General features: G+C 68.9%; 10 protein-coding genes. 7 read left to right on the forward strand and 3 right to left on the reverse strand.

Going from position 1 to position 12486, the window contains the following annotated elements:
• Positions 1-41 precede the first annotated feature (41 nt).
• A complete protein-coding gene (gene aroA, locus FA740_RS15230; RefSeq protein WP_136857659.1) occupies positions 42-1373 on the forward strand; it encodes a 3-phosphoshikimate 1-carboxyvinyltransferase in 1332 nt (443 codons plus the stop codon).
• Between the two features lie 64 nt (positions 1374-1437).
• On the opposite strand, the gene FA740_RS15235 is transcribed toward aroA, so the two are convergent.
• Both FA740_RS15235 and FA740_RS15240 read right to left on the reverse strand, forming a co-directional pair.
• On the reverse strand, positions 1438-3333 hold the full coding sequence (locus FA740_RS15235) for a propionyl-CoA synthetase (protein ID WP_136857661.1): 1896 nt from the start codon (positions 3331-3333) through the stop codon (positions 1438-1440).
• 187 nt (positions 3334-3520) lie between these two features.
• Positions 3521-5800 (reverse strand): NADP-dependent malic enzyme, encoded by a 2280-nt coding sequence (locus FA740_RS15240; RefSeq protein ID WP_136857663.1) that lies wholly within the window; start codon positions 5798-5800, stop codon positions 3521-3523.
• Positions 5801-5948: 148 nt separating this feature from the next.
• On the opposite strand from FA740_RS15240, the gene FA740_RS15245 reads away from it, so the two are divergent.
• The 6 genes from FA740_RS15245 (at position 5949) to FA740_RS15270 (ending at position 11445) form a co-directional block, all read left to right on the forward strand.
• A complete protein-coding gene (locus FA740_RS15245) occupies positions 5949-6341 on the forward strand; it encodes a cytidine deaminase (protein ID WP_136857665.1) in 393 nt (130 codons plus the stop codon).
• The gene (locus FA740_RS15250) at positions 6338-7618 is read left to right on the forward strand and encodes a thymidine phosphorylase (RefSeq protein ID WP_136857666.1); all 1281 of its coding nucleotides are present in this window, start codon (positions 6338-6340) and stop codon (positions 7616-7618) included. Before FA740_RS15245 ends, FA740_RS15250 begins: the two co-directional genes overlap by 4 nt.
• A complete protein-coding gene (locus FA740_RS15255) occupies positions 7615-8793 on the forward strand; it encodes a phosphopentomutase (protein ID WP_136857668.1) in 1179 nt (392 codons plus the stop codon). Before FA740_RS15250 ends, FA740_RS15255 begins: the two co-directional genes overlap by 4 nt.
• The gene (locus FA740_RS15260; protein WP_136857670.1) at positions 8790-9749 is read left to right on the forward strand and encodes an adenosine deaminase; all 960 of its coding nucleotides are present in this window, start codon (positions 8790-8792) and stop codon (positions 9747-9749) included. Before FA740_RS15255 ends, FA740_RS15260 begins: the two co-directional genes overlap by 4 nt.
• Entirely contained in the window at positions 9749-10378 is a 630-nt protein-coding gene (gene upp, locus FA740_RS15265; protein WP_211243723.1) for a uracil phosphoribosyltransferase, read from the forward strand. Before FA740_RS15260 ends, upp begins: the two co-directional genes overlap by 1 nt.
• Before the next feature lie 68 nt (positions 10379-10446).
• Entirely contained in the window at positions 10447-11445 is a 999-nt protein-coding gene (locus tag FA740_RS15270; protein ID WP_136857672.1) for an SPOR domain-containing protein, read from the forward strand.
• Here the strand turns inward: FA740_RS15270 and hemE are convergent.
• Positions 11442-12470: a uroporphyrinogen decarboxylase gene (hemE, locus tag FA740_RS15275; RefSeq protein ID WP_136857674.1), complete on the reverse strand. Its 1029-nt coding sequence runs from the start codon at positions 12468-12470 to the stop codon at positions 11442-11444. The genes FA740_RS15270 and hemE overlap by 4 nt on opposite strands.
• Positions 12471-12486: the final 16 nt, after the last annotated feature.

The raw sequence follows: 12486 nt of genomic DNA on the forward strand, positions 1-12486 counted from the left end.
CGGCGCGGGCTAAAAGACCCCGCAAAACCATGAGGTCAGCCATGTCGCATTCCACAGATCCCCGCCCGATGACCGCCCGCCGTGCCGGCCCCCTGACCGGCGAGGCGCTGGTGCCGGGCGACAAGTCGATCAGCCACCGCGCCCTGATCCTGGGCGCCATGGCCGTGGGCGAGACGCGCATCACCGGCCTGCTGGAGGGTCAGGACGTGCTGGACACGGCCAAGGCGATGGAGGCCTTCGGCGCGCAGGTCACCCGCCACGGCCCCGGCGCATGGTCGGTGCATGGCGTGGGCGTCGGCGGCTTTCGCAGCCCCGAGGGCGTGATCGACTGCGGCAATTCCGGCACCAGCGTGCGGCTGATCATGGGCGCGATGGCCACGACGCCGATCACCGCGACCTTCACCGGGGATGCCAGCCTGTCGCGCCGCCCGATGGCCCGCGTGACCGACCCGCTGTCGCAATTCGGCGCCCGCATCACCACGCGCGACGGCGGCCGCCTGCCCATCACCATCGAAGGCGCGACCGATCCGGTCCCCGTCACCTATCGCAGCCCCGTGGCCAGCGCCCAGATCAAATCCGCGATCCTGCTGGCGGGGCTGAACGCGCCGGGCGACACGGTGGTGATCGAGCCCGAACCCACGCGCGATCATTCCGAACGCATGCTGGCGGGCTTCGGCGCGCAGATCCGCACCGAAACCGTCCCTGAGGGCCACAAGGTCACCCTGACCGGCCGCCCCGAGCTGCGCCCGCAACCGGTGGCCGTCCCCCGCGACCCGTCCAGCGCGGCCTTTCCCGTGGCGGCGGCGCTGATCGTTCCGGGCTCGGACATCCGCGTGCCGGGCGTCAGCCGCAACCCGACCCGCGACGGCCTTTACGTCACGCTGCTGGAGATGGGCGCCGACATCACCTTTGAAAACCCGCGCGAGGAGGGGGGCGAGCCCGTGGCCGACCTGCGCGTCCGCCACAGCGCGCTCAAGGGTGTGACCGTCCCCGCCGAACGCGCCTCTCGCATGATCGACGAATTCCCGATCCTGTCGGTCATCGCCAGCTTCGCCGACGGCGCGACGGTGATGAACGGCGTGTCCGAACTGCGCGTCAAGGAAAGCGACCGCATCGACGCCATGGCCCGGGGCCTCGAGGCGAACGGCGTCACGGTGGAGGAGACCCCCGACAGCATGACCGTCCACGGCATGACGCGCGTGCCCGGCGGCGGCCAGGCCGTGACCCATCTGGACCACCGCATCGCGATGTCCTTCCTGATCCTGGGCCTTGCCACGGAAAACCCGGTCACCATCGACGACGCGGAACCCATCACGACGTCCTTCCCCGATTTCGTGCCGCTGATGACCCGCCTCGGCGCCGCCCTCGACTAAGCCCTTCTTCTTCATAAAAATATCCCGGGGGGAATCCCGGAACGGGATGGGGGGCAGCGCCCCCCTACGCCGCCCCGACCGGATAGCCGACCCCGGCCAGCGCGGCCCTGATCTCATCCAGGATCGCCGGATCGTCGATGGTGGCGGGCGTGCGGACGTCCTCGCCATCGGCGATCTTGGCCATCGTCGCGCGCAGGATCTTGCCCGAGCGCGTCTTGGGCAGGCGGTCCACCACGCAGGCGGTCTTGAAGGCCGCGACCGGCCCGATCCGGTCGCGGACCATGCGCACCACCTCGGCTACGATCTGCGCGTGATCCGTCTCGACGCCCTTCTTCAGGCACAAAAGGCCCAGGGGCGCCTGACCCTTCAGCGCGTCCGCCACCCCGATCACGGCGCATTCCGCAACGGCAGGATGGCTGGCCAGAACCTCCTCCATGCCGCCGGTGGACAGGCGGTGGCCCGCGACATTGATCACGTCATCGGTGCGCGCCATGATGTACACATAGCCGTCCTCATCGACATAGCCCGCATCGCCCGTCTCGTAGAAACCCAGAAAATGCTCCAGATAGGCCTTGCGGAACCGGCTTTCGGCATTCCACAGCGTCGGCAGCGTGCCCGGCGGCAAAGGCAGCCTGATCGCGATCGCGCCAAGCGTGCCGGGGGCCACGGGATGGCCCGCCTCGTCCAGAACTTGCACGTCATAGCCGGGCATCGGAACTGTGGGGCTGCCCTTCTTGACCGGCATCATCGCGACGCCAAAGGGGTTGGCGGCGATGGCCCAGCCCGTCTCGGTCTGCCACCAGTGGTCGATCACGGGAACCTTCACGCGGTCCTCGGCCCAGGTGACGGTGTCGGGGTCGGCGCGCTCTCCCGCCAGGAACATCGCCTGCAGCGAGGACAGGTCGTATTTCGCGACCAGCCGGCCCTCGGGGTCGTCACGCTTGACGGCGCGGATGGCGGTGGGGGCGGTAAAGAACGACTTGACCTTGTGATCGGCGATGACCCGCCAGAAGGTGCCCGCATCGGGCGTGCCCACGGGCTTGCCCTCAAAGATCACCGTCGTGGCCCCCGCGATCAGCGGGCCATAGACGATATAGCTGTGCCCCACGACCCAGCCCACATCCGAGGCGACCCAGAACACGTCGCCCGGCCCGATGCCATAGATATGCGGCACGCTCCAGGCCAGGGCGACCAGATGGCCGGCGGTGTGGCGCACCACGCCCTTGGGCTGGCCCGTCGTGCCGGAGGTATAGAGGATATAGGCCGGGTGATTGCCCTCGACCGGCACGCAATCGGCAGGGGTCGCTGTGGCGACGGCCTCGCGCCAGTCCAGATCGCGGCCCTCCTGCATCTGGGCCACGCATTCGGGGCGCTGCAGCACGATGGTAAAGTCGGGCTTGTGCGTGGCCTCGGCGATGGCGCGGTCCATCAGCGGCTTGTAGGCCACGACGCGGCCCGGCTCCAACCCGCAGCTTGCGGCGATCAGGGCGCGGGGTTTCGCGTCGTCGATGCGTACCGCCAGCTCGTGTGCGGCGAAACCGCCGAAGACGACCGAATGGATCGCGCCGATCCGCGCGCAGGCCAGCATCGCCTGCAACGCCTCGGGGATCATCGGCATATAGATGATGACCCGGTCGCCCTTGCCGATGCCGCGCGCGGTCATGACGCCCGCCAGCCGGGCCACCTGGTCCTGCAGTTGGGCATAGGTCATGCGGGTGACGCTGTTCGTCATCGGGCTGTCATGGATCACGGCAAGGCGGTCGCCATGTCCGGCCGCGACATGGCGGTCGATGGCGTTCCAGCAGGTGTTGACCATGCTGTCGGCGAACCACTCGCCCGCGGGGCCCTGGTCGAAATGGGCGCGGCTTGGGCGCGCGGTCCAGTCGATGGCGTCGGCGGCCTGCATCCAGAACGCTTCGGGGTCGGCCTTCCAGCGCGCATACATCTTTTGATAGGACATGGATCTCCCCCTCCGTGACGCTGCGGATTGTTACGCAGAGAGGGGGGCGTCACGCAACCTTGTTAGCGTCCGTGGCGGGGCGGGTTTAGCAGAATCAGCCCGCCTGCCCGTGCGTAATTCTGCAAAGCGGGTGGCGCAGCAAAATCGCCTTTGCTGGGCCGCCGGGTTTGCAAACATCCGCGCCGAATCAGCCGTAATGGTTGACCGGCGTGCCGGCCAGAACGCTCATGTTCAGCAGGCCGCGCGTGGTGATCGACGGGGTCACGATATGGGCGCGGTTGCCCATGCCCATCAGGATCGGCCCGACCTCCAGGCCCGCCGCCCGCATCTTCAGCGCGTTCCTGACGCCCGATGCCGCATCGGTGCCCGCAAAGACCAGCACGTTGGCGACACCCTGCAGCCGCGATCCGGGAAAGATCCGCTCGCGCAGGTCGGGGTCCAGGGCCGCGTCGACATGCATCTCTCCGTCATACATGAAGTCGGCCTCGCGCGCGTCCAGCATGGCCAGCGCATCGCGCATCTTGCGCCCAGAATAGCTGTCGGTGTTGCCGAACTGGGAATGGCTGCACAGCGCGATCTTGGGCGTCAGGCCGAACCGGCGCACATGGCGGGCGGCGCCCACGACCGTCTCCATCACCTGCTGGGGGGTGGGGTCGTTATGGCATTGCGTGTCCGCGATGAACAGCGGCCCGTCCTCCAGGATGATCATCGACAGCGCGCCGACCGGGTGCAGCCCGTCGCGGGCCAAGACCTGGCGGACATATTGCAGATGCCAGCTGTATTGCCCAAAGGTGCCGCAGATCAGGCTGTCGGCCTCGTCGCGATGGACCATCACGGCGCCGATGGCGGTGGTGTTGGTGCGCATGATCGCGCGGGCGATGTCGGGGCTGACCCCGCGCCGGGCCATCAACCCGTGATAGGTCTCCCAATAGTCGCGATAGCGGGGGTCGTTCTCGGGGTTCACGATCTGGAAATCGACATCGGGGCGGATGGGCAGGCCTGCGCGTTCGGCGCGCATGGCGATGACCTCGGGGCGGCCGATCAGGATGGGGACGTCGGTCGTCTCCTCCAGCATGGCGTTGGCGGCGCGCAAGACGCGCTCATCCTCGCCCTCGGCAAAGACGATGCGGCGTTCGGTGGTGGCGGCGGCCTCGAATACCGGGCGCATGATCATGGCCGAGCGGAAGACCGAGCTGTCCAGCTTCTGCTTGTAGGCGGTCATGTCCTCCAGGGGGCGGGTGGCCACGCCGGTCTCCATCGCGGCGCGGGCGACCGCGCTGGAGACGACGCCCATCAGGCGCGGATCGAAGGGCTTGGGGATCAGGTAGTCGGCGCCAAAGGTCAGCGTCTCGCCGCGATAGGCGGCGGCGGCCTCGGCGGCGGTGGTGGCGCGGGCCAAGGCGGCGATGCCCTCGATGCAGGCGATCTTCATCTCGTCGTTGATGGTGGTCGCGCCGACGTCCAGCGCACCGCGGAAGATGAAGGGAAAGCACAGGACGTTGTTGACCTGGTTCGGGAAATCGCTGCGGCCCGTGGCGATGATCGCATCGGGGGCGACAGCGCGGGCGGCCTCGGGGTCGATCTCGGGGTTGGGGTTGGCCAGGGCAAAGATGATCGGGCGCGACGCCATGCGGCCCACCATCTCGGGGGTCAGGACACCGGGACCGGATAGGCCAAGGAACAGATCGGCCCCGTCGATGACCTCGGCCAGGGCGCGCTTGTCGGAAGGCTGGGCATAGGCCGCCTTTTGCGGGTTCATGTCGATCTCGCGGCCCTCATGGACCAGACCGTGGATATCACACAGCCAGACGTTCTGGCGCTGCACGCCCAGCTTCAGCAGCATGTTCAGGCAGGCGATGCCCGCCGCCCCGCCACCGGTCGAGACGATCTTGATGTCCTCGAACCGCTTGCCTGCGATGCGCAGCGCGTTGGTCGCGGCCGCGCCCACCACGATGGCGGTGCCGTGCTGGTCGTCGTGAAAGACCGGGATATTCATCCGCTCGCGGCAGATCTCCTCGACGATGAAGCAGTCGGGGGCCTTGATGTCCTCAAGGTTCACGGCGCCGAAGGTCGGCTCCAGCGCGCAGACGATCTCGGCCAGCTTGACGGGGTCGAGTTCGTTCACCTCGATGTCGAAACAGTCGATATTGGCGAATTTCTTGAACAGGACCGCCTTGCCCTCCATCACCGGCTTGGAGGCCAGCGCGCCGATATTGCCCAGGCCCAGAACGGCGGTGCCGTTGCTGATGACCGCCACCAGATTGCCCTTGGTGGTATAGCGCGCGGCGGTGCTGGGGTCGGCCTTGATCTCCAGGCAGGCTTCGGCCACGCCGGGGGAATAGGCGCGGGCCAGATCGCGACCGTTGGCCATCGGCTTGGTCGCGCGGATCTCCAGTTTCCCCGGACGCGGGAATTCGTGATAATCCAGTGCGGCCTGTCTGGCGCTGTCCTGCCTGCGGTCTTCCATCTCTCGCCCCTCAAGTTTCGGAATTGGTTTACCGTTAAACCAATCTGACGTCGGGGAACAGCGGGGTTCTTTGCCCGCGCGCGCGCCTTGCACAAGATCGCCTGCGGGCGCAGATTGGCGGCGGAACTTGCAAGGGATGCACAGGATCATGTCATTGCTGGATGCGGCGCGCGAAGTGCGCGAACGGGCCTATGTGCCCTATTCGAAATTCAAGGTCGGTGCGGCCATCCGCGGCGCGTCGGGCACCGTCTATCGCGGCTGCAACGTCGAGAACGTCGCCTATCCCGAGGGCACCTGCGCCGAGGCCGGGGCCATCTCCGCCATGGTCGCCGCCGGAGAGACGGTCCTGACCGAGGTCGCCGTCATCGCCGACAGCCCCAGCCCCGTGCCCCCCTGCGGCGGCTGCCGGCAGAAGCTGGCCGAATTCGGCGCGGGCGACGTGCCGGTCCTGCTGGCCACGACCGACGGGGCGGAAATGCACACCACCATCGGCGATCTGCTGCCCGGCCGGTTCGACGCGGGCCACATGGCGCGCACATGACCGATCCGCGTCCGGTGATCGCCGCGATCCGCGACGGGCGCGGTCTGGACGGGCCGGGGGCGGCGCTGATCGCCCAGGGGCTGGCCGACGGCTCCGTCAGCGATGCGCAAGCGGGGGCATTCGCCATGGCGGTGCTGACGCGCGGGACCGGGCAGGCGGGCCGCGTGGCGCTGACCCGGGCGATGCGCGATTCGGGACATGTGCTGCAATGGGATCTGCCGGGGCCGGTGGTGGACAAGCATTCGACCGGCGGCATCGGCGATACGGTGTCGCTGGTGCTGGCGCCACTGCTGGCCGCGCGGGGCTGTTTCGTGCCGATGATCTCGGGGCGGGGACTGGGCCATACCGGCGGCACGCTGGACAAGCTGGAGGCGATCCCCGGCTATCTGTGCGACCAGCCCGAGGAGGATTTCCGCCGCATCGTCCGCAAGATCGGCTGCGCCATCGTCGCCGCGACCGGCGATGTCGCGCCAGCCGACCGCAGGCTGTACGCGATCCGCGACGAATCGGGGACGGTGGAATCGATCGACCTGATCACGGCCTCGATCCTGTCGAAAAAGCTGGCCGCCGGGCTGGATGCGCTGGTGCTGGACGTCAAGGCGGGCTCGGGCGCGATCCTGAAGAAATCCGACAGCGCCGGGCGTCTGGCGCAGGCGCTGGTGGAAACTGCGAACGGCGCGGGTTGCCGCACCACCGCCTTCATCACCGACATGGACCAGCCCTTGGCCCGCAGCGCCGGCAACGCGCTGGAGGTGCATGAGGCGATCCGCTGCCTGCAGGGCGAACCGGGCGCGCTGCGCGACCTGACGCTGGCGCTGGCCGCCGAATGCCTGACCCTGGCCGGGCATTCGGCCGAGGGGTTGGCCGCGACCCTCGACAGCGGTGCCGCCGCCGAGGCCTTTGGCCGCATGGTCGCGGCCCAGGGCGGCCCCCGCGACCTGCTGGAGCGCCCGGGCGCGCATCTGGCCCGCGCCCCCGTCATCGTGCCGGTGCCCGCGCCGCAGGGCCGGGTGGGCCGCATCGACGTGACCGCGCTAGGGCATGCGGTGCTGGCGCTTGGCGGGGGCCGGGTGCGGGCGGGTGAGGTGATCGACCACCGCGTGGGCCTGGACCGCATGGCCAAGCTGGGCGACGCGGTGGGCGCGGATGCGCCGCTGGCCATGGTCCACGCCGCCGATGACACCGCGGCCCAGGTCGCCATCGCCGCCGTGCAGGCCGCCTATACCCTGGGCGAGGGACAGGCCGGCGCCCTGATCCGCGACCGGATCACCGCATGAGCCGGGCGTTCCTGATCGTCATGGACAGCGTGGGCATCGGCGGCGCGCCGGATGCCCACGCCTTCTTCAACGATGGCCGCCCCGATACCGGCGCGAACACCCTGGGCCACATCGCGCAGGCGCGTCCGCTGCGCCTGCCGGTGCTGGACGGGCTGGGGCTGGGGGCGGCGGTGCGTCTGGCCTCCGGCACCGATGCGCCGGGCCTGGGCGCCACCCCGCAGGGCCTCTGGGGCGCCGCGACCGAACTGTCGCGCGGCAAGGACACCCCATCCGGCCATTGGGAGATCGCGGGCGTGCCGGTGCCTTGGGACTGGACCTATTTCCCCGACACGAACCCTGCCTTTCCGCCGGACGTTACCGCGCGCATCTGCGAACTGGCGGGCACGGCGGGCATTTTGGGGAACGCCCATGCCTCGGGCACGCAGGTGATCGACGATTTCGGGGCCGAGCATCTGCGCAGCGGCTGGCCCATCTGCTATACCTCGGCCGACAGCGTGCTGCAGATCGCTGCGCATGAGCAGGCGTTCGGCCTGGACCGCCTGATCGCGCTGTGCCGCGACCTGTCGCCCATGCTGCACGCGATGCGCGTGGGCCGGGTCATCGCGCGGCCCTTTCTGGGCCAGCCGGGCAACTTTCGCCGCACCGGCAACCGGCGCGATTTCGCCATCGCGCCGCCGGGCGACACCATCCTGGACATCGCCAAAGGGGCGGGGCGCGTGACCCATGCGGTGGGCAAGATCGGCGACATCTTCAGCCATCGCGGCATCACGCATCTGCACAAGGGCGCCGATGACGCGGCCTTGGCGGATCACCTGATCCGCCTTGGGACGCAGGCCGAACCGGGCAGCCTGACCTTTGCGAATTTCGTCGAATTCGACACGAATTTCGGGCACAGGCGCGACATCGTGGGCTATGCGGGCCAGCTGGAATGGTTCGATGACGTGGCGGGGCGGTTCATCGCGACGCTGTCGCCGGGCGATCTGGCGATCTTTACCGCCGATCACGGCAACGATCCGTCTTGGTCCGGCACCGACCACACCCGCGAACGTGTCCCCGTGCTGGGTTGGGGTCTGGGTCCGCGCGCCGTGGGGCAGGTGGGGTTCAGCGATATCGGCGCCTCGGTCATGGCGCATCTTGGCCTTTCGGCCCCCGCCCATGGAAGGTCGTTCCTGTGAAGAAGATCGAGCTGCATCTGCATCTGGAGGGGGCCGCGCCCCCCGATTTCATCCGCGCCTTGGCCAAGGAGAAACGCGCCGACCTGTCGGGCGTCTTCGACGCGCGCGGCCATTACGCCTATGCCGATTTCCCCGGCTTTCTGCGCTGTTACGAGGCCGCGACCAGCGTCATCACCGGCCCGCGCGACTATGCCCGCCTGCTGGCCTGCGTGCTGGAACGCTGCGCCGAGGAGGGCGTGATCTATGCGGAACTGTTCGTCTCTCCCGAATTCTGCGGGGGTGCGGATCTGTCCGCGTGGCAGGACCATCTGGCCGCGATGACCGAGGTCGCCGACGCCGCCCGCGCACAGGGCATCGACAGCCGCGGCATCGTCACCGCCATCCGCCATTTCGGCGCCGACCGTGCGCGCCAGACCGCCCGTTGCGCGGCGGAAACCGCAGGCGGCTGGATCACCGGCTTCGGCATGGGCGGCGCCGAGCAGGTGGGCCGCGCGACCGATTATGCCTGGAGCTTTGACTGCGCGGCCGAGGCCGGGCTGGGCCTGACCTGCCATGCGGGCGAATGGGGCGGGCCTGCCAGCGTGCGCGACGCGCTGGACCTGGGCTGCACGCGGATCGGCCACGGGGTGCAGGCCATCGAGGACCCGGCGCTGGTCCGCGACCTGGCCCGCCGCGGCGTCACGCTGGAGGTCTGTCCGGGGTCGAACATCGCGCTTGGGGTCTATCCGTCCTGGGAGGCGCATCCCATCGCGCGGCTGGCGGATGCGGGGGTGCGGGTGACGGTCTCCACCGACGACCCGCCGTTCTTTCACACCACGATGCGGGGCGAATACGACCGGCTTGCGTCGACCTTTGGCTGGGGCGATACCGAGTTCCGACAGATCAACCTCTGGGCCACTGATGCGGCCTTTTGCGATGCGCCGACCCGCGAGCGGCTGAGAAAGGAATTCGCCTGATGCAACACCTGACCGTTGTCGATCACCCGCTGGTCCAGCACAAGCTGTCGATCATGCGCCAGAAAGACGTCTCCACCGCCGGGTTCCGCCGCCTTCTGCGCGAGATCAGCCTGCTTCTGGCCTATGAGGTCACGCGCGAACTGGAACTGACCTCCATGCGGATCGAGACCCCGATGTGCGAGATGGACGCCCCCACGTTGGAGGGCAAGAAGCTGGCCCTGATCTCGATCCTGCGGGCCGGGAACGGGCTGCTGGACGGCATTCTGGAGCTGATCCCCGGCGCGCGGGTGGGATTCGTGGGGCTTTATCGCGACCCCGAGACGCTGAAGCCGGTCGAATATTACTGCAAGGTGCCGCGCGAACTGGATGCGCGCATGACCATCGTCGTCGATCCGATGCTGGCCACCGGCAATTCATCGGTCGCGGCCATCGACATGCTGAAAGAGCGCGGCGCGGTCAACATGCGCTTCCTGTGCCTGCTGGCCGCCCCCGAGGGCGTCGAACGCATGCGCGAGGCGCATCCCGACGTGCCGATCTTTACCGCCGCCCTGGATGAGCGTCTGGACGATCACGGCTATATCGTGCCGGGCCTGGGCGATGCGGGCGACCGGATGTTCGGCACGAAATAACGCCCGCCGTTAACCGCCGTTTCATGCCTCTGCGCTAGGTCTGGGGCAGGACAACGGATGGATGGCAGATGATCGGGCAGTGGCGGGTCTTGGCGATGCTTTTGCTGGGCGGGGCGGCACAGGCCGCACCCGTGCCGCCGCCGCCCGACGGCTTTTCGGGCGCGCAATATATCGACGGGCAGGGCTGCGTCTTTACGCGGGACGGCGGTGGCTGGGCGCCGCGGATGGATGGCACGGGACAGGCCCTGTGCGGCTTTCCGCCCAGCATGGACGTGCGGCGCACCGACCCCGCCGCCGATCGCGCGCTGCCCCTGACGCCACCCCCTGCGCCGGATATCGAGACGGTGCTGATGGAGGAGCTGTCGCGCAATCTGGGGGCGGGCGAATGGAACGCCGACCCGCGCCCGGTGGATGCGCGCGCCGAGCCTGCACCCTCGCGCCGGACCGACCCCATCCAGACCGCGCTGCAGGACGCCCTCGCCGCAGCACCCGCAGTGCGGGATGCCGCTGGACTGTCGGGTTCGGCCGAACTCTGCGCCCGACTTGGCTATCGACCGGACCCCGATGGCACGGCGCAGGGCTCGACCCTGGGACTGTGCCCCGGAATGCGCGCCGAACCGGCCATTGCCACGCTGACCACCGGTGTCCGGTTGCCTGTGGCCCCGGCTGTGCAGCCCCGGCCATCCCCGGCCGTTCCGGCCAAGCCCGCAACCGCCCGCGCCACGCCGCCCGCCGCATCGGCGACCGTCACCCGTGATCGCCGGACCGCACCCGCGGCGACGCCCAGTCCCGCGCCCGCGCCGGTTCCGGCCAAGGCCCCTGATGTCGAAATGATCCCGGCATCGGCGCGCTATGTTCAGGTCGGTGCCTATGCGGATGATGAGAATGCGATGATCGTGCTGCGCGCCCTGGCGGCCCGGGGCTACCCCACGGGCCAAGGACGCGCTGCAGGAGAGAAAGGCCCCCTGCGGCTGGTCATGGCGGGGCCCTTTGCCGACAGGCAGGCGCTGATCGCGGCCCTGAACGATCTGCGGCGGAACGGCTATCCCAGGGCGGTGGCGCGCTAGGCGCTGCGGACCGCGTCGATCATCCTGGCGACATTGTCCGGATCGGCATCGGGCGTGATGCCATGCCCCAGGTTGAAGATATGCGGCCCACCCCGCAGCGCGCGCGTGATCCGTTGCGCCTCGGCAACCAGGTCGGGGCCACCGGTGACCATGTGCTGCGGCGCCATGTTTCCCTGGACGCAGCCGTCGACCTGGACATGGCGCGCCGCCCAATCGGCGCTGACCGAATTGTCCAGCGCCACGCAATCGGCGCCGGTCGCCTTGCCGAACCCGATATAGCGGTCACCCGCCTCGCGCGGAAAGGCGATGACGGGAATGCCGGGGTGGCGGGCCTTCAGCGCCCCGATGATGCGCGCGGCGGGTGCCAACGCGAAATCGTCGAAATCGCGGCCCTTCAGGCTGCCGGCCCAGCTGTCGAACAGCTTGACGACCTCGGCCCCCGCGTCGATCTGTCGCGACAGGTAATGGATGGTCGCCTCGGTGATCAGGTCGATCAGGGCGGTGAAGGTGGCGCGGTCCTGATCCTTCAGCAGGTGTGCGGGACCCTGATCCTTGGTGCCGCGCCCCGCGACCATATAGGTCGCGACCGTCCAGGGCGCACCCGCAAAGCCGATCAGCGTCGTCTCGCCCGGCAGTTCCCGGCTGAGAATGCGCAGGGTCTCATAGACCGGCGACAGCTGCGCATCCACCTGATCGGCGGGCTTCAACCGCGCCAGATCGGCGGCGGACGTGACGGTGGACAGGCGCGGGCCCTCGCCTGTCACGAACCACAAATCGGCGCCCAGAGCCTGCGGGATCAGCAGGATATCCGCGAACAGAATGGCCGCGTCAAAGCCAAAGCGCCGGATCGGCTGAAGCGTGACTTCGGCCGCCAGGTCCGGGTTGTAGCACAGCGACAGGAAATCACCCGCCTGCGCCCGCGTCGCACGGTATTCCGGAAGATAGCGACCGGCCTGGCGCATCATCCAGATCGGCGGGGTGGGCAGGGTCTCGCCAGCCAGGGCGCGCAGCAGAAGTTTGGTCATGAAGCCTCCTGCGCCC

The organism is Paracoccus hibiscisoli, from assembly GCF_005048265.1.
Classification (GTDB): domain Bacteria; phylum Pseudomonadota; class Alphaproteobacteria; order Rhodobacterales; family Rhodobacteraceae; genus Paracoccus; species Paracoccus hibiscisoli.